Below are 18,159 nucleotides of genomic sequence, written 5' to 3'. Positions count from 1 at the left end.
GAACAAACGCCTCCCAGGATCGAGCACCCGGAACGACTGAGCTGATGCGGGATGTTATCCGCCTACTCGATGCGGGCGCTTCGGATGCCGGTGGGGACAGTTCGTTCGCGCAGTCAGCGCTGGAAAGGCTCGCACACCTCTACCAGGCCTCTCTCGACACCCCGATAAAAACGGAGGAAATGCGCGCCTTCAAGGATCAGGTCGTCACACTGCTCAAAAAAGGCAAGAACCCATCCGGGCTCAGTCTGTACAGCTTCGAGTGCATGGTGTACGCGGAACGGGGCCGTCTCGACGGTTTCCAGGAGGCGTGCCGGCGACGCTCGGTGCTTCAGATCCTCGACGACGCGTTCGCCCCCTGGGACCAAGTAGCTCCTGAACCCGACCGTGAAGAACTCGAAGAGATTGACGAGACTCTCAGGGAGGTCTCTGACGAGGCCCCTCCCGTTCCGGAGGAGGACATCCCCTCCTGGCTCCCGGACTCGCACTGGTGGTGGCGGGCGCCCAGGAAACAGGACATGAGCCAGGAGGAACGGGAGAGCCGCCTCAACTACGACCAGTACGACGGGCTGGAAACCCTTGGCTGAGGAGCGCTCCTCCCAGGAGATCGCTGCGGCGCGGATGCTCGCCGTCCCCGGAGCGGTCCGCCGAAAGCCGCAGGCCGACATCACCGCGCTCCAGGCTCGGAGGCACGGCGGTGTGCGAGTCGATCCGGCCTCCGGCACCGGGCGCAGAAAACGCGGCCTGTACGTCACCGACACAGACGGTGGTGTCATCGAGATCCGCACCCAGTCCGGCAAACCCAAAAGCTGGAATCCCGAACTGCGCCACCCCCGCCCCGACATGACCTACCTGGGGGATGACCGGTACACCTACCGGACCGACAGCAAATCCCGCACCGTTTCAATGGAGGGGTCCCTCCAACTCAGGACAGGATTCCGAGGCCCGACCAGACTCCGATCAGGACAGAGGGAAGAGACCACTACGAGGACGACCATAAAGCGGTCATCGAAAAGTTCGAGGAGCAGCACGGCAGACCCCCGAAACCGGGAGAGGCGACGCTGTACGAAGATGTCAGATGGAACGGCGGACACCTCGTCGGCACGCGGTTCTACGGCTCCGGAGGACGCGTCAACATGGTGCCGATGCTTGAGACCGTCAACAGGAACCTTCGGGGCGGCGGACCGCAAAGAACGTTCAAGGACAACTCCTACCTCCTGGAGAGAAAATGGGCCGACGCCCTCAAAGATAACCCACCGAAGACAGTGCGGATAAAGATCGATAATATTTTCAGTGGAGATTCAAATTCGCCGGACAGGATCATCGTAGAATATTGGACAGACGGCGTCACCCAAGGAATAGAGCACTACAGTAATATTCCCAAGACGGCACCCCGAACCAAAGGATGAGACAATTGAACTCCTCCGAAGGATCCATCAGCGAAATTGAACAGGATGCACTTCTCCAAGAAATCGGGGGAATGCTTCTGAGCTCAGCCCCAGAGGACTGGGAAGAAGTGACGATGTCCCACTACGCAGTTGTGGACAGATCCACCACCGATTCGGAATTCATCCGGAACGATGGATCAAAAGAATCCTTCTTCCCGCCTTCCGAAATCCTCGAGAAACTGGACGAACTTCGAAACGGAATGTACACCCCGAAGAAAGGGACCTGGTTTTCCGCGCGCTATGTGATCACACGTCCGGGCAACTACAGGATCGACTACAACTACGATGAGGAGCCGGCTTTCACGATCCCCCCCGTGGCCGGAAGCTACAAGCTGGACCTCCAGCACTTCCCCCGCGACGACGAGCACATCCCCGACTGGCTGCGCCGCAAGCTCCAGGAAGCGGAGGGTGAGCAGCAGTAGAGGGCCCCGCGCCCCTCTGGCTGCGATGCGGACCGGTGGTTGGGAGACTCCGTTCCCAGGGCCTCGGCACGATGCCGTGTCGTCCGGGTCTGTTCGCGTGTGATCCCGAGTAGGACAAGGGCGCCAAAACGCTTCGGCCCGACCCCTCCGGGCCCCCATGACCCCGCCCTGACGAAAAGAACCCCGTGGCCACTGGGGTACGAGTCGCACTCCGGCGGACACGGGGCTACCGCGTTCTGGTCCCTGACCAGCGGTCGCGTCTTCCCTCTCCCGGTTGATCGTTCACGGCTTTCGGGAAAGCCGGCGTCCCCAGGGCCACCAGCTCCTCCACCCACCCGAACGGGCCGGTTGGGACGCGCCGCAGCCCGCCCGGGTATATGTCCGTTCCGAGGGACGCCGGCGTCAAGACCGCCAACGGGACTCCCGAAATCCGGACGTCCCCCGCGCGTAGTCCGCCGCCGAGGACCGAACGGCACAACCAGCGGGGAGAGCAGAGGACGAGGAGCCGCCCTCCCGCCGAGTACACCGGGCCGGCCACCACCGACGGCCACGTCGACACGTTCGGCCGGTTCGTCGACGCGGCCGACGTCGCCGGCCTCCTCTCCGAGACGGGGATCTCCGACTACGTGAAGTACCCGTACCCCGAAACACCCCGTGCCCGAGGCTCCTCAGCGGCTGCGGCCACCGAACGCCGGGCCGCAGACCCGCGCACCAGAGAACACAGGGAACCACCATGGACCGGGACTTCAGAGAAGAGTTCAGCCACCTGACTTATTTCGTCGAAGCATATCTTCACCAAGACTGGGGGATCGAAGGAGGAAGCATCGAAGAGGTCATGAGAAGCAAGCGGGAGCTGGCTCCAGTTGTTCCCGGAATTCGGAGCGACGCAGAGAAACTGCTGGCAGAGAGCCTGTCCGAAAGGGCCCTCGAAGACATCTTCGAAAACACCTGGGGGAGCGGCTACGAGCCCGGAGACGCCACGGACGGGAGCTGGGCCGACGCACTCCGGGAGATAATTGACGCAAGCCTCTCCGTGGAGTCCACGGAGAACACTTGACAGAGCCTCCCCTCGGCCCCTCCCCCGGCCGCGAGGAGTGCGGGGAGGAACCGGCCGACCGGGTCTGACCGCCGGGTCCGCACGGACGCCCGATCACCCCGCCAGCGCCATCTCCGCGCCGAAGCCGCGCGGCAGCTCCAGCTGCTCGGACTCGATGATGGTCTCGGCGGACGCGCCGTCCAGGGTGGCCGGGCCCTGGGGACTGCGCATCGGGCACAGGACCCACAGGCCGTACGGGGCGGCTCCGCTGTCGCGGGCCTCCTGCGACAGCGCCCGCAGCAGCGTCCGGCCCGCCGGGTAGCGGCCCAGCGGAGTGGCGTTGTACAGCAGCACGGGGCGGTCCGCACCCGCCGAGCGGACGCGGCCGCCCAGGTTCTCGCACGCCTCGGCCACCATGGCGGCGAACTCGACCGGACCGCCGGGGCGGTCCGCGTCGACCACCATGCTCCACGGCGGGCCGCCGAACTCCTCGATCATCCCGGTGAGAATCGACACGAACTCCGCCGAGACGTCGATCGCGGCGACGTCCGGACGCGCGCCCAGCCGCGCGGCGACGCGCTCGGCGTCGCCCAGCCAGGTCTTGACCGCCAGGTAGCCGCCCCTGAGCGCGGACTGGTCGAGGCGCCGCCCGGCCGCCCGCTGCTCGGCGGGCGCCGCCGCGGGGCCTCCGCCGAGTTGGGTGAGCGTGCCCGTCGAGGTTCGGCTGAGCACGGCCGGCAGGGACCAGTACTCGACGCCGTCGGGGTCGGCGCGCCTCTCCAGCCTGGGGTACCTGCGGTGCAGCAGGGCCCACAGCTCGGCCTCGCCGGGGATTCCCAGCTCGGGGAACCGCGCCTTGACCCGGTCCCGGATCTGCTGCGGCGTGATCCCCGGATCACCCAGGTAGCTGACCGCCTGGGTCAGGTCCAGCGCCCTGTCGAAACCGAGGCTCTCGGGGTACAGCTCCAGGCGGGCGGTGACCCTGGCCCGCTCCGACGCGGCGGCGGCGACCGTCACCAGGTCGACGTCGGACAGCGGCGCCATGCCCTCCTCGACCGGGACCTCCCGCAGTACGGCGCGCACGTCCCCCGGCGAGGGGAGCGGGGCGTCGTCGCCGAAATCCACCAGCCGGTCGGCCGTCCGGCCCAGCGCCACCGCGTAGTCCAGAAGGTCGGCCTCGACCGGGACGCCGGGGTCGTCGTCGATGACCTGGGCGACCAGCACGCCGGCGCTGCCGTGCACACGCCGCAGCGCGAACCCCGGGCTGTCCTCTCGCTCCTCGCACTCGGCGACCGCGCGCACCGCCGCCAAGGCGTGCGCCCGACGGGTGTCGGAGACCTCCAGCGTGGAGCCGCGCATGCTGAGCAGCTCCTCGGCGATCTGGCGGACCTCGCGCAAGCGGCCGTGGCGTTCCAGGATCGCGACGACGTCGTCGCGCACCGCCGTGAGCAGGTCGCTCTTCTTCCAGTGCCGGCGCGCCTTGGCCAACTGCTGGGACACGTACACCTGGTCCAGGCCGAGCCGTTCGGCGACCTCGCGCTGGGTGGGCCAGACGGGGCGGGCCGCGGCGTCCTCGGGCAGGCCCAGCAGTTCACGGGTGACCCGCACCCACGCCCTGTTCTGCTCGGTGCTCTTGGGGATGAACTGGCGGATCACCTTGTCGAGGTTGGCCTGCCTCTTGGCGAGGTTCCGGGCCTCCTCTCCGCCGCCCTGGGGGAGTCGGACCGTGACGGAGGAGTCGACCGGCTCGGCCACCTCCAGGCGCCTGCGCCACCGGTTGACCTGAGCCGCCAACTCGTTGCGCACCTGGTAGCTGACCCCCCGGACACGGCGCAGGTCGGCGGCCGGGCGGGTCAGGAGGTCGCCCACGGTCTCGCAGCGCAGCACGCGGGTGGCGGCGTCCAGGGCGTTCGGGGTGAGCCCCGCCAGGTACAGCGGGGTCTCGGCGGTGGCCGTCTCGGCGTTGCGCAGCCGCGTCGCCTCGTCGTCCAGCGGAACCGCCCCGGCGCTGTCGGGCGTGGTGACCGGCCGTTCCGCGGGGGTCCGGAAGACCTGCTCCCAGGCGTCGCGCATGCCTTCCAGCGTGTCGAACCGCCGTTCGGGCCTGCGGTGCAGGGCCTGCTTGAAGAACGCGGTCAGCGGCCTGCGCAGCTGGTCGGGGAAGCTCTCCTCACGCAACCGGGGAAGCTCCAGGTCGGCGGGGAGGAAGCGGAGGTCGACACCGTCCTCGTGCCAGACGGGAAGCTCTCCCGAGGCCATCTCGTGGAGGGTGACGGCCAGGGCGTAGCGCTCGGCCGCGGCGTCGTAGACGCGCTTCGGCTCGTCCAGTTCGAGGAACGGGTCGAGGTAGCCGGGGGTTCCCGCCCTGGTGTCCGCGGGGTCGGCCCCCGCGAGCGAGAAGTCGAACAGGACGAGCGCGCGCCCCTTCTTCCTGCGCTCGCGGACCCCCACGTTGGCGGGCTTGATGTCGCGGTGGAAGACCTTGCGGTCCTCCAGGTAGTCGACCACCTCGAACAGGTGGACGCCGAACCGGTGCAGTTCCTCGACACCGAGGCTGCCCCCGATGTGCAGGTAGTCGGCGAGGGTGTGCTCCCCCGCCAGCTCCAGCTGCAGGACCGTGTGCTCGCCGACGGTCAGCAGCCCGTCGTCGACGATGGCGACGATGCGGTGGTTGCGCAGCTCCTTGAGCTGCGCCGCCTCCGCGCTGAGCTTCTGGACCGCGCCGGTCTGGTTGACGGCGACCTTGAAGACGCGCTCGGCCCCGTCCCGCTCCACCAGGAGCGCGCGGGAGGTGGCCCCCTTGCCCAGCACGCTCTTGACCGTCCAGCCGTCGATGACCTCCTGCCCCCGGACCGCCGTGAGGGGGTCGGTGACGGCGTCGGGACGGGTCAGATGCTCCTCGACCTCGTCGATCCGGCGCAGGAAGTCGCGGGGGGAACGGGTGCGCTCGCCCGGTTCGCGGCGGGTCGCCTCGCGCACGAGGGTGTCCATGATCGGGGTGACGTCGTCGTTGACCGACGCCGGGGTCAACTCGCCGTGCTCCCTGATCTGCTCGCTGACCTCGTGGCGGTCCTGCCCCGGGGGGCGACCGCTGAAGACCAGGTAGGCCAGCGCCCCCAGCCCGAACATGTCGAGCGCGCGCGGGTCGCCGTCGAACGCGGGGAACTCCGGCGCCAGGTACGCCTGCGCGGCCGCCTCGACGTGGTCGGCCAGGACGCGGGCGCCCAGGTGCCGGGTGACCTGGTGGGTGGTGTGGCCCCCGCTGCTGAACGCCGAGCCCTGGCGGGAGGCCACCTGCCAGTCGGCGATCCGCAGCCGCGGGTAGCTTCCGTCCATCTCCACCCAGACGCTGCGCGCGGCCAGCGCCCGGTGGAACAGCCGGTTGCGGTGGGCGTGGTTGACCGCCTCGGCGAGCTGGCGCACCATCTCCACCTGGGTGGAGACGTCCAGGTCCGCGCCCTTCTCCTGCATGAAGTGGTCGAGGCGCTGCCAGTTCCTGCGATGGGAGAACGCGATGGCCGGTCCGCGGCCGTCGATCACGTCGTAGTGCTCGGCCTTGACGATGCCCTCGTGCGCGATGCCGTCGAGGGAGCGGAACTCCCGGTCGGCCGCGCGCTTGATGGACTCCCTGGCCGCCTCGCTGCCCGCCTCGCCGTAGTGGTAGACGCGCACCCGGCTCTGCTTGCTCTTGAGCACCTCGTGCTGGCCGAGGTAGTCGGTCCAGGTGGGGCCGCTGCCGAACGCCCTGCTGTCCAGTGTGTACGCGCCGAACTTGAGGTCGCGGGCGATGGCCTGCGCGCCGATCTCCTGCATCAGCCGGGAGACGTTGCGCAGGAAGACCGGATCGGGCCGCTCCTTGCCCCGCGGCTTGTTGAGCAGTCCGTTCCAGATCCCCGGGAGCCCGGTCTGCCCGTCCAGCCCGTCGCGGCCGTAGACGTGCTGGACCTGGACCTCGTCGAAAGCGCAGCGCAGGTCGGGCGCCGAGAGGAAGACCGCGGCCTCGAAGAACGGCGACCGGTAGTCGCGGATCTTGAGCTTCCGGGCGGCCCATTCCAGCTGGGTCTTCAACTGGAGGGCCTTCAGCCGGGTCAGGTGGAGCGGGTTGTCGATGGTCCGCCTGCGGTCCTCACCGTCGAAGAACCAGGTGCCCCCGTGGTTGGTGGCCCGTCCGGGATGGCTCTTGATCTCGACGAGGAAGGCGCCCACGGAGGTGACGACGAACAGGTCGCACTCACGGATCTGCCCCGAGTTCGCCGTGAAGGAGAAGCACTGCCACGCGCGGTAGGGATCGCGGTCGGGCATCTGCGCCTTGACGTGGTCGAGCGCCTCCTGCTCCCACACGTACTCCGAGCGCTGCCCCCACCACCGGTCGGCCATAGAAACGCCCTCTCTCCGCTCCGTGCTCCGGGCCAAGGATAGGGGGTGCCCCGGACACCCGTCCTCCGTGCGTCCGCGTCATCCGCTCCCCTGCCGTCGGGAGAACCCATGAGACGACGTGCCGCGGATTCCCCACCCGGAATGATCACGGGCTTTCCGCCCTTCTCGGCCCCGAAACGAGCGGAAAGCCCAAGATCATCAACAAAAGTCCTACATAAAGGACATCGCGGTAGGCTTTCCCCCGAGCCCCTACAGCGCCTTCTCCTTCACCCAGCAGGAACTGTGGGAGCTCCACCGGCACGGAATGGCCCAGGAGTTCTGGGTGACGGGGAGTTCCCAGATCAGTAGTCCGGGGAGTGAATGACGATGGGCCGTGGATTCCCCGCTCTCACACTGGCGGTGATCCTCTGCGCGACCGGCTGCGCCGCGACCGGGGATCCCGAAGGCTCCTTCCGGGAGTCGACACCGCAGGCGGCCTCTCCCCTGCCCACCGCGAGCGCGAACCTGCACGCGGCCTTCGAGGACCTGAGCGGCCTGACCATCCCGCAGGACGCGACAGACCTGGAGGTCGCCGCGGAGAACAACTCCGCGAACCTTCCCGTCTACCGGGTCCGGTTCACCACCAGCCGCGGAGGCGCCGAGCGGTTCTGCACGACAGCCGGATTCAACGCCTACCGGGATCCCGACGCCCCCGACCGGGAGACCCGGGAGGAGTTCGGGATCACCGGGGAAACCATCGAGGGCACGGTCACCTGCCGCGGCGGGGACCCGGGCTCACGGGCCAGCCGCAAGGTCGTGGTGGTCTTCCCCAGTGCGGAGAGCGCGGTGGTCCACGTCATCGCCTACGCGTTCCCCAACGACTAGGGCGCGGGGTGTTTCGGGCACCGGTGCTTCGGAGGCCTTCCGGCTTCACGCCACGCGGATTGCGAGGTGACGGCGGGCGGCGACGGCGGGCGGGGTCGGAGGCCCGCGCGTGCCCGCCGGATGTCCGTGACGCGGCGGTTCGAGGGCCGGTCCCGCCCCCGCTCGGAATGATCACGGGCTTTCCGCCCTTCCAGGCCCCGAAACGAGCAGAAAGCCCAAGACCGTCAACGAACCCCCCACACACAACGGACATCATGGACACGACCTCGGTCCCCGCCCGCCGTCGCCGCCTCGTCGCCGCACCGGGCACAGGAACACCCCGACGATCCGACCTACGGAAGAGAGCCCTCATGGCGACCGGAACCCCCCTTACCCCGTCGGAACAGGATTCCATACTGAAAGAAATAGGATCCTCCCTCGCCCGGACATCCCCTTCCGGCTGGGAGAGGATCTCCTTCCACTACCGGACCCTTGTCGACTTCGCCAGTTCTCAGCTCGAAGTCGCGCTGCCCGGGGGTATCAGCAAGCGAATCGTTCCTCCCATCGAAGTCTCGGTCAAGATGGACGAACTTCGGAAAGGGATGTACATCCCGGGGAAGGGAACCTGGTTCTCCGCCCGCTATGTCGTCACACGCCCGGGGAATTACGGTATCGATTACGACTACGAGAACGAACCGGAGTTCACCACCGCTCCGGTAGCCGGCAGCTACGAGCTGGACCTCCGGTACTTCCCACGCGACGACGAGCACATCCCCGACTGGCTGCGCCGTAAGCTCCGGGAAGCGGAGAACGGGCAGCGGTAGAACCCCGCCGGGGCACGGGCGCCGGGCGCGGAGAGGAACGGCTCCGTTCCGCGTCGACACCCCGGCTCACAGCCGAGGGAGGACGAGGAGCCGCCCTCCCGCCGAGTACACCGGGCCGGCCACCACCGACGGCCACGTCGACGGGGCCGGCCGGTTCTTCGGCGAACTCCGGACCCGGTGGGTGACGGTCGAACGCCTCCAGGAGTACGACGAGTCGGACCTCGAGGGGTACCGGGCGTCCAAACGCGGGGAGCGCCCCTCACGGGGAGCGCTCCCCGGCCCGGCGGCGCGGAGCGGCGGAGCGACATCGGAGCCTGTGCCGGGATTCCTGGTCATCAACTTCTCCACCAGGGGTTTTCTGGTGTTCAGAAAAGGGACAGGCAACCGGCGTATGGCCGTGACCAGCACCTTCAATAGAAAAAAGGCCCAATACGCCTAGACCTCGCAACACGGACTCACTAGAGTCTCCGGTGTGCCGAATATGGCTCCCACTGTGTGGGGTTTTATGCGTGCCGTAGACGAGTCCACCCCCACCGCGACTCACCGTCCGTGCGAGGCGTGCCGCCCGGTCGTCGCCCGGTCGGCCGAGCACCGCGACGGTCGCTGTCCGCACACAGCACCGGGTCAGGACCCTCCTGCTGCCGCGAACCCGCGCCTCACACCACCCCTCGGCCGGGTCGGCGCCGCTCTGGTTCCGGCCCGCGTCCGTTCACGACGTGGGAGTCGCACGGCAGGCCATTCCGCGACCGAAACAGGGGCCCCATGACCGACTCCATGACCACGCCGGCGGAGATGATCGCCAGCTGGAACCCCACCGTCTCCCCCCACCGCGAGGACCCGAACAGCTACTACGCCTGGGCTCAGCAGCAGCAGCCGGTGGCCTGGAGCGAACTCGTCCAGGCGTGGGTGGTCACCCGCTACGAGGACATCCGCCAGGTCGTCACCTCCCCCGAGACCTTCTCCTCAAGCGTCGCGGTACCGCCGCTGGACAAGATCCTGCCGCCCGACGTGCTGGCGATCCTGGCCCAGGCCGGGCCGCCCGGGGTGAGCGTCCTCCAGACCGACCCTCCCGCCCACGACGCGATGCGCCGGATCGGCGAGCAGGTCGTGCGGGGCCCGCGCATCAACCGCGCCATCGACTACATGCGGCAGGCGGCCCACGAGCTGCTCGACTCGGCGGGAGAGGGCGAGATCGACCTGGTCTCGCAGTTCGCCTCCCCCTACGTGCACCGGGTCCTCAACAGGCTCGTCGGAATCCCCGACGAGGACATGGAGCGCGTGGACGCCTGGAACAACAGCTTCCTCGGTCTCATGGCCCCCTCGACGGACCACGAGACCAAGATCGCGCTCGCGCACCAGTTCCTCGACTACGAGAACTACCTGGCCGAACTGATCGCGGCCCGCCAAGCCGAACCGCGCGACGACATGGCCAGCGCCCTGGTCGCCGTCTACGACGACGAGCTCGGCGCCGATCCGGGGGAGTCCCTGGCGGAGATGCGGATGTGGCTGCGCGGCCTGTTCGCGGGCGGCATCCACACCACCAAGGACGCCATCGTCTCGACGGTCTGGACCCTGCTCACGACCGATGGCGGCGAACCCTGGCGGCAGGCCGTGGCCGACCGGAAGAGCATCGGCGGCGCGCTGGAGGAAGTGCTGCGCCTGGAGGCCCCGCACCGGGGCCTGACCCGCCTGGCGCTGCACGACACCACGATCGCCGGGGTGGAAATCCAGGCCGGCCAGCAGGTGATGCTGCTCTACGGCGCCGCCAACCGCGACTCCACCGTGTTCGACCAGCCGGGGGAGTTCCGCCCGGGGCGCGACAACATCAAGCAGCACATGGCCTTCGGGCACGGCAGCCACCGGTGCCTGGGCCGGGCCCTGGCCCGCACCGAAGCGCGTGAAGCGCTCACGGTGCTCACCCAGCGCCGCCCGGAAGCCCGGATCGCCGAGGACTGGAAACCCGAGTGGACGCCGGAGTTCTACTTCCGCGGCCTGACCAGCCTCCGACTCGCCTAGGACCTCCGGGGCGCCCGCTCCCCGGGCACCGTCCTGGGCGGGGCACGGCGGTGGCCGTCTCCGGCCACCGCCGTGTGCGCTCCCTCACGCCCCGCGTCGACGGAGCGTGAGGGAAGGCGCAGGTCGCGCCCCTTCCCCGACTCTCCGACGCCTCAGCGAACACCGACCACGCTCCCGTCCTGTCACTCAAGGGCTCCAGGGTGATCCGCGATTCACTGGGCGGCGCGGGTGCGAGGTGGCGGGCGTGGCGGGCAAGGGCTTCAGCGGAGCCGGACACGCCGGCGGCTCCACCATCCGCAACACCGGCGAAGAGGTCTACGGCCTCGACACCGCCCTCGACCACGCCGACACCCCCACCACCCCCGGAAACACCGGCGGCCACACCCCGGCCCGGGGAACCCAGAACCTGCCCACCACCCAGTAGGTCCAGGACCTCGTCAACCAGCTCCACGCCGACATCGAACGGGCCGAACAGCAACCCGGCGGCCTCACCGCCGCCCTGGGCGGCGACCGCCACCCCACCCTCGTCAACGCCGGAGAAACCGACGCCCGCGTGGAAGCGGACGGTCCCACCCCCGGCGTCACGACCGTCGACGGAAGCGGGAACTCCAGCGGACCGGGAGGAGGCGGCGACCCCACCAGCCGCAGCGGAGTACTGGGCTCCGGTACCGGCGGTTCGGGGAACGGCCACGTCTCCTCCGGCAGCGGCGCCGGTTCCGGCAGCGGCGGATCGGGCCCGTCCAGGGAAGCGGCCAGAGCGACAACGACGCCTGGGGGCCCGACGACGCCGAACTGTCCCCGCCGGTCGACATCGACGCGGACGACCCCAGAGCCCCAAGCCGGGGGAGGTGTTCGGGCAGAACGGCGGCCTGGAACCCAAGGCGCAGTACCGGGTCGTCGACTCCTCGGGCCGGGAACGCGGCGTGTACGTCACCGACGAGAACGGCGACGTCGCCCGGACCCGCATCGAACAGGGAACCTCCCTGTCCCCTAAAACCGACCAGCTGTTCGCGGAGAACGGCGGCCTCGACCCCGACGCCCGCTACGAGGTCTTCGACGAATCCGGCAGAAAGCGCGGCCTGTACGTCACCAACACTGACGGTGGTGTCATCGAGATCCGCACCCAGTCCGGGAAACCCGGAAGCTGGAATCCCGAACTGCGCCATCCCCGCCCCGACATGACCTACCTGGGGGATGACCGGTACACCTACCGAACCGACAGCAAATCGCGCACCGTTTCAATGGAGGGAAATCTCCAACTCAGGACAGGATTCCGCGGCCCCGACCAGACTCCGATCGGAACAGAGGGAAGAGACCACTACGAGGACTACCATAAAACGGTCATCGAAAAGTTCGAGGAGCAGCACGGCAGGCCCCGAAACCGGGAGAGGCGACGCTGTACGAAGATGTCAGATGGAACGGCGGACACCTCGTCGGCACGCGGTTCTACGGCTCCGGAGAACGCGTCAACATGGTACCGATGCTTGAGACCGTCAACAAGAACCTTCCGGGCGGCGGGCCCCCGAGGTCCTTCAAGGACAACTTCTACATCCTGGAGAGAAAGTGGGCCGACGCCCTCAAAGAGAACCCACCGAAGACAGTGCGGGTAAAGATCGAGAATATTTTCAGTGGAGATTTAAATTCTCCGGACGAAATTGTTGTGACATACTGGCTAGACGGCATAATGCAACAGATTGAAAATTACGACAATATTCCCGAAGTAACACCTTGAACCAAAGGATGAAGTAGCTGCCCTCCATCAAAGGTCCCATCAGTTCAATTGAACAGGATGTACTTCTTCGTGAAATCGGAGAAATGCTCCTGAGTTCAATCCCAGAGGACTGGTCAGAGTTGACCATGTCCCACTGTGCAGTCATAGGAAGATCCACCACCGACCCGGAATTCATTCGAGAGAACGGGACAAAGGAGCGCTTTTCCCCTCCTCTGGAAATCTTCAAAAAATTAAAGGAACTCCGAAGGGGGATGTACATTCCCGGAAAAGGAACCTGGTTTTCCGCGCGCTATGTGATCACTCGTCCGGGTAACTACAGGGTCGACTACAACTACGATGAGGAGCCGGCTTTCACGATCCCACCCGTGGCCGGAAGCTACAAGCTGGACCTCCAGCACTTCCCCCGGGACGACGAGCACATCCCCGACTGGCTGCGCCAGAAACTCCAGAGAACAGAGAAATGACGAGGAAAGGCGCCCATCTGACTATGAAGCGAACCGGAGATCGGGAAGTGGATAGCCTCAGAATCTTGACATGACACCCCCCAAAAAATTTGAGGAGCATTTCAGTCATGTTCCAGTACCATGCTTGGATCACTATTCAGGACTCTCCAGGAGATGGCAACGACAGCTCCCTGTCGCTGGCATTCGATTCGATCAAGAAAAGAACCGAAGTCTTGCGAGAGTTCAGCGGACTTGTCGACATCAGATGGGTCAATGGACTCCCGATGATTCACCTAGGGGGATTCTTGAACCGATATTCCAGCCAAGGCGAAGAAGTCTTCTCTCTACTTGAGCACACGGGAAGAGTGGCACCCGGGTCGTACGGAGTTCTCTACACATCCGACGACGAAGGCCCTCTCCATCGAAACGAGTTCAGAGTCTTCATAATGAGAAGAGGAAAAATAAGCGAACACCGCGACCCGTTTCTTTCTCCCATCACCCCCGTCATCGAAAATTTCGAATAGTCACAAAATCGAACAAAAAGGGTTCGTTGAGCATTTTTGCCCAGGATGCACAGAAGGAAGTGGAAACGAGAAACCGAATCCCAATGCCAGTTACTGAACAGGAAGTCGTCTTGCAAGAAATCGGCATCTCTCTCGCCAGCGCCTCCCCTGACGAATGGAAGAAGGTACATTTCCAATGCGACGCCCTCGTCGATACCGCCAACGTGAAGTTCGGAGTAGTCCGACCCGGCGACTCCAGAGATCGCACACGCCCCTCCATGGACGTTTCAAAAAAGATGAGAGAACTACGCAACGGAATGTACAGCCAAGGGAAGGGGACCTGGCTTACCGACCATCACATCGCCACACGCCCAGGGAAGTACAGCATCGATTACGGGACCGAGCCGGATTTCACAATCCCTCCAGTAGCCGGAAGCCGCAAACTGGACCTCCAGTACTTCCCCCGGGACGACGAGCACATCCCCGACTGGCTGCGCCGCAAGCTCCAGGAGGAGAAGAACGAATAGTGGCTGCGCTACTCGTTGTCCAGTCCTCAGCACCGGGGATGATTCTCCTCCGTACCCGGCGAACGGTTCCGAAGATAAGGCTCACGGAGGGGGTCTTAATGCGCCACGGTGAAACTCGCCGCCCTCCGCGATGCCCCAGCCGCCACGCCGATGAGCATCGAGTACCCAAGGGTCCTCGGAAATTCTTTCTTGATTGGAGCACAGGCGGATCACGATAGATTAATTCTGTTTCGATACTCGCCTCACGTCGCCCGGCAGAATCCTGACGATCTTTTTCCCGACCCACCACACCCGTCAAGGAATCCCCATGCCAAACGGTTCGACCGAGCATCTCGCAAACCGGCTTCTGGCTCTCGACTGGGAGGAACGTCAGGGGCGAAGAGCCTCTCAGGCGGGGTTGATGAGCGAATACCTACGACGCTCCGCCCTATGGTCGGACGGGATCGGCGCAGTCTGGCCTTTTGATGATTTTGCACGGAGAATTGATCCAACAGTTCGAGCCGACCCGAGACTGGTGCGCACTATAGAAGACCGCTTCCCTCCCCTGATTTTCCACATGGTGATCCGCACATGCACCTGGGCCTTGCATTTTGAAGCCTTGAGGGAGTCAGAGGGCCCACTCCCGAACCTGCCGAGTCCGTTCGACCCGTTGATCCTCATGTACGAACGCGGGAACTCGTTCAGCATGGAAGGGGCCGGGTACATAGAAGTCGGAGTCACCGGGATACCGAAATGGAATAAAGAAAGGTACCTGACTCCGAAGCCGCTCTCCCCCATGGACCCGAAGAAGCTGGACGCAATGGACCTCGAGCAAGGAGCCTGAAGAGCCTCAAGGGACAGGGAGAGTCCGGCGGTAGGCGGCCACGAGGCCGAGTCGCCACAAGACCGGCTACAGCCGTGACGATGGACCGGGGCTCACGGCTCCGCCTGGACGGGATCCCGTTCTCGCCCCCAGGTTCTCCTCACGAGGACGAGCACACGCCCGACCGGCTGCGCCGCAGGGTCCGGAGAGGAGAGCGAACAGGGCGGAGATGTCGACGGCACGACGCCGCTCACCGTCTTTCGGATTTCAGGGCGTTCCCGCTCCGCTATCCCCGCCGGGACCGGCGCTCGCGCCGCCACCGGCCCACCGCGTCCGTCAGGACGGCCGCCAGTGCCTGGGGCCGGGGAGGTCTTGCCCCGGCGAAGGCCGCGTCGACCTCGGCGGTGAAGAAGTCCTCGGCCTCGTCCCCGGCCGTCACCGCGGCGCGGGCCTCACGCGCCTTGGCCCAGAAGGAGTGAATATCGCGGCTGGTCATGAGATGGCGGAGCGCGCCGCGCAGCTCGTCGAGTTCGATCGTCCTCGTCTCGTACGCCACCTTCTGGAGATTGAGGACGAGGTTGCAGTAGTGGTCCCTGCGCGTCTCACTCGTCCCCGGGCTGATCTCGGGCCAGACTCGGAGGAGTTCCTCGTCGTCGATGGCCATCTTCACGAGGTCGGTGTGGATCTGCCGCAGTGAGATCTCGCTGCTCCGGCGCTGGTCCTCGATGGCGATGTCCAACTGCACCTGCTGGTTGCGCAGGTCGCGCCGCTGCAGGAAGAGGGTCAGCGCGATCCCGAGGAAGGCGACCCCCGAGAAGAAGACCCCCACGGGCGAGACGGCCTGCCCGATCTGGGACCAGCGGTCGAGCGTCCTGTCGTCGGTGCGCCACAGCAGGAGCACCGGGACAGCGAGACTCGCGGTGACCGCTCCGACCCCGAGCAGGACCATCGAAGCGGTGAAGACCGGACGCACCCATCGCTGTCTCATCGCACGCAGGTTACCGATCGCGGCCGAGCGGTTCCAGGGCCGTTCCGCTCAGGGTCGGACGGCCGCGAGGAAACGGGCGAGGGGTTCGGCCTTGGCGCGCAGTTCCAGCGCCCGCGCCTCCAGGCGGCGCAGGACCGCGCTCTCCCTGACAAGCCATCCGCCCGTCTGGACACCCGTCGGCCCCCTCCCGTAGTCGTGCACCAGTGCCGTGTCCCGGTCGAAGAGCAGGAAGTCGAAATGGTCCCCGTCGGGAAGGACACGTTCCGAGGAGGCCGGGACGACCTCGATGCTCTCTCCCATCTCCGAGCGGATCCGGTAGCCGACCATCTCGTACCGAAGGTAGTCGGTCAGAGGCGGTTGGACGATCCGGATCCGGGCGAAGTCGATCCCGCGCTCCTGGACGTCCTCGTAGAGGGGGCGGTCCGCCTCGGCCTCGTATCGCAGGAGTTCGTGGGCGCGCTTCACGTCCCCTCGCTCGAAGGCCTGCTGGGACTCGTTGTCCGCGCTCTCCCGGTAGGACTGCCACGCCTCCACCTTGAGGAATCTGGACTCCAGTCGGGACCAGGCCCGGGAGAACTCCGTTCCGAACCCGTCCAGATCAAGGCGGACCGCGTCCTCCACGGCCCAGGAAGGCGGTTGCACTAGACCTCCGGGATGTCTTCTCGGGCCGCGATGAGGGTGTTGCGGGGAATGCGCACGATCCGCTCGTTCGGCGCGCATCGCGCGTCGCCCAGCGGCGTCCTGCCGATCTCGTCGGTCACGTCCACCCCGATGACCGCGAAACCGCCGTCATCGAGCTCCAGGATATCGGGGGAACCGCTGACACCCGTGGTATTGCCCAGTTCCGCTGGTGTCCTCCCCAGACGCCGAACCGCTCTCATACCGGACTGCCCTCCAGGTCTGGTCTCCGGTGTTCCGGTGCCCGACGCTACAGACGCCTCCCCGTCGCGGACATCCCCGGCGGGGCCAGAGTCAGATGGCCGTCTCGGGAGCGGATCACCCCGGGACGCGGGTTCCGGCCGGGATCCCGAGCTCCGCGAGGTCGTCCTGGTAGGGGAAGGAGCCCGGCTCGTAGGCGCACCAGGGGTCCTCGGCGTGGGGGTCGCCCGAGGTGGCGAAGGCGCGGGAGCGGGAGCCGCCGCAGACGGTCCGGAACTCGCAGGCGCCGCAGCGCCCCGTCAGGCGGTCGGGGTCGCGCAGGCCGGTGAACAGCGGGGACGACCGGTAGATGTCGGGCAGCGGGTCGCGGCGCACGTCGCCCGCCGCGACCGGCAGGAAGCCGCTCGGGTGGACGGCCCCCCGGTGGGAGACGAAGACGAAGCCCCGGGCCGCGTTGACGTCCATGGGCGGGCGCCGGGCCCTCCGCCGGGGCAGGCCCAGTCCGGACAGCCGCTCCCGCAGGCGCTCGTACAGCGGGCCCAGTCCGAGGGCCTCGACGTGGTCGGCGCCGCGCCGCTCCAGGACGCCGCGCTGGACGGCGACGCGGCGGAAGTGGTGCGCCTCGGTCGTGCGGGAGGGGACGAACGCGCCCGCGTCGTAGACGAAGTTGAGGACGTCCTCGACCTGTCGCGCGTCGAGGCCGGGCAGCAGGCGTCCCCGACCGGTGGGCACGAGCAGGAAGGCGCTCCAGGTGGTCGCCCCCAGTTCGCTCACGACACGCACGACCTCGGGCAGGTCCGTGATGTTGTGCCCGGTCACGGTCGTGTTGACCTGGACCTTCAACCCCGTCTCGCGGGCGGCGCGCCAGGCGTCCAGGGTCCAGTCGTAGACGCCCCGGGTGGCCCGGAAGTCGTCGTGGACCTCCCTCGTCGAACCGTCCAGGCTCAGCGAGACGGCCTTGGCCCCCGCGTCCTTCAGCCGGGCCAGGTTCCCGGCGGTCAGCGTCGGGGTGCCCGAGGGCGAGACCGCCACCGGCAGGCCGGCCCCGGCCCCGTACCGGACCAGTTCGTACAGGTCGGGACGCTGGAAGGGGTCGCCGCCGGTGATGACGAACAGGGGCGGCGGCGAGCCGAACGCCGCCACCTGGTCCATGAGGCCGCGCGCCTCGGCCGTGGTGAGCTCGCCCGGGTCCCGGTCCGGCACCGCCTCGGCGCGGCAGTGCCGGCAGGCCAGCGGGCACGCCCGCGTCGCCTCCCAGATCACGATGAACGGGCGCTCCGAGGAGCCGTGGCGGGGTGCGCGTATGTGTCTCATGTCCGTCT

Annotated in this window: 18 protein-coding genes; 13 read left to right on the top strand and 5 right to left on the bottom strand. The window is 67.1% G+C overall.

From position 1 onward, the window contains the following. The first annotated feature begins 44 nt into the window (after positions 1-44). The 4 genes from EV190_RS07145 (at position 45) to EV190_RS07130 (ending at position 2,924) form a co-directional block, all read left to right on the top strand. Entirely contained in the window at positions 45-584 is a 540-nt protein-coding gene (locus EV190_RS07145) for a hypothetical protein (RefSeq protein ID WP_133740666.1), read from the top strand. Positions 585-887: 303 nt separating this feature from the next. Continuing rightward, entirely contained in the window at positions 888-1,406 is a 519-nt protein-coding gene (locus EV190_RS07140) for a DNA/RNA non-specific endonuclease (RefSeq protein WP_133740665.1), read from the top strand. A 5-nt stretch (positions 1,407-1,411) separates the two neighbouring features. After that, positions 1,412-1,867: a hypothetical protein gene (locus tag EV190_RS07135; RefSeq protein WP_133740664.1), complete on the top strand. Its 456-nt coding sequence runs from the start codon at positions 1,412-1,414 to the stop codon at positions 1,865-1,867. 733 nt (positions 1,868-2,600) lie between these two features. Next, positions 2,601-2,924: a contact-dependent growth inhibition system immunity protein gene (locus tag EV190_RS07130; protein WP_133740663.1), complete on the top strand. Its 324-nt coding sequence runs from the start codon at positions 2,601-2,603 to the stop codon at positions 2,922-2,924. 93 nt (positions 2,925-3,017) lie between these two features. Here EV190_RS07130 and pglW read toward each other — a convergent pair whose 3' ends face one another. Next, positions 3,018-7,280: a BREX system serine/threonine kinase PglW gene (gene pglW, locus EV190_RS07125; protein ID WP_133740662.1), complete on the bottom strand. Its 4,263-nt coding sequence runs from the start codon at positions 7,278-7,280 to the stop codon at positions 3,018-3,020. Between the two features lie 366 nt (positions 7,281-7,646). On the opposite strand from pglW, the gene EV190_RS07120 reads away from it, so the two are divergent. From EV190_RS07120 to EV190_RS07080, 9 genes are all read left to right on the top strand, one after another. Next, entirely contained in the window at positions 7,647-8,144 is a 498-nt protein-coding gene (locus EV190_RS07120) for a hypothetical protein (protein ID WP_133740661.1), read from the top strand. 350 nt (positions 8,145-8,494) lie between these two features. After that, the gene (locus tag EV190_RS07115) at positions 8,495-8,947 is read left to right on the top strand and encodes a hypothetical protein (protein WP_133740660.1); all 453 of its coding nucleotides are present in this window, start codon (positions 8,495-8,497) and stop codon (positions 8,945-8,947) included. Between the two features lie 762 nt (positions 8,948-9,709). Further along, a complete protein-coding gene (locus EV190_RS07110; protein WP_133740659.1) occupies positions 9,710-10,963 on the top strand; it encodes a cytochrome P450 in 1,254 nt (417 codons plus the stop codon). Positions 10,964-11,207: 244 nt separating this feature from the next. Next, entirely contained in the window at positions 11,208-11,387 is a 180-nt protein-coding gene (locus EV190_RS07105) for a hypothetical protein (protein ID WP_133740658.1), read from the top strand. A 972-nt stretch (positions 11,388-12,359) separates the two neighbouring features. Continuing rightward, on the top strand, positions 12,360-12,695 hold the full coding sequence (locus EV190_RS24490) for a DNA/RNA non-specific endonuclease (RefSeq protein ID WP_133740748.1): 336 nt from the start codon (positions 12,360-12,362) through the stop codon (positions 12,693-12,695). 83 nt (positions 12,696-12,778) lie between these two features. After that, positions 12,779-13,159, top strand: a complete 381-nt coding sequence (locus tag EV190_RS07095; protein WP_133740657.1) for a hypothetical protein — start codon at positions 12,779-12,781, stop codon at positions 13,157-13,159. 107 nt (positions 13,160-13,266) lie between these two features. After that, positions 13,267-13,662, top strand: coding sequence for an Imm7 family immunity protein (locus EV190_RS07090; RefSeq protein ID WP_133740656.1), 396 nt, complete (start codon positions 13,267-13,269; stop codon positions 13,660-13,662). A gap of 26 nt (positions 13,663-13,688) precedes the next feature. After that, on the top strand, positions 13,689-14,168 hold the full coding sequence (locus EV190_RS07085; protein ID WP_133740655.1) for a hypothetical protein: 480 nt from the start codon (positions 13,689-13,691) through the stop codon (positions 14,166-14,168). A gap of 307 nt (positions 14,169-14,475) precedes the next feature. Further along, a complete protein-coding gene (locus EV190_RS07080; RefSeq protein ID WP_133740654.1) occupies positions 14,476-14,991 on the top strand; it encodes a hypothetical protein in 516 nt (171 codons plus the stop codon). Between the two features lie 265 nt (positions 14,992-15,256). Here the strand turns inward: EV190_RS07080 and EV190_RS07075 are convergent, their stop codons facing one another. The 4 genes from EV190_RS07075 to EV190_RS07060 form a co-directional block, all read right to left on the bottom strand. After that, the gene (locus EV190_RS07075) at positions 15,257-15,958 is read right to left on the bottom strand and encodes a DUF6082 family protein (RefSeq protein WP_208113083.1); all 702 of its coding nucleotides are present in this window, start codon (positions 15,956-15,958) and stop codon (positions 15,257-15,259) included. Positions 15,959-16,006: 48 nt separating this feature from the next. Further along, positions 16,007-16,600 (bottom strand): DUF6879 family protein, encoded by a 594-nt coding sequence (locus EV190_RS07070; protein ID WP_133740653.1) that lies wholly within the window; start codon positions 16,598-16,600, stop codon positions 16,007-16,009. Next, on the bottom strand, positions 16,600-16,839 hold the full coding sequence (locus EV190_RS07065) for a hypothetical protein (protein WP_133740652.1): 240 nt from the start codon (positions 16,837-16,839) through the stop codon (positions 16,600-16,602). The genes EV190_RS07070 and EV190_RS07065 overlap by 1 nt, the downstream gene beginning before the upstream one ends. A 115-nt stretch (positions 16,840-16,954) precedes the next feature. Beyond that, positions 16,955-18,151: a TIGR04053 family radical SAM/SPASM domain-containing protein gene (locus EV190_RS07060; RefSeq protein ID WP_133740651.1), complete on the bottom strand. Its 1,197-nt coding sequence runs from the start codon at positions 18,149-18,151 to the stop codon at positions 16,955-16,957. Positions 18,152-18,159 lie beyond the last annotated feature (8 nt).

Source organism: Actinorugispora endophytica, assembly GCF_004363075.1.
Taxonomy (GTDB): domain Bacteria; phylum Actinomycetota; class Actinomycetes; order Streptosporangiales; family Streptosporangiaceae; genus Actinorugispora; species Actinorugispora endophytica.
The sequence above is the reverse complement of the archived record's forward strand: the minus strand, read 5'-3'. Positions and strand labels throughout refer to the sequence as shown.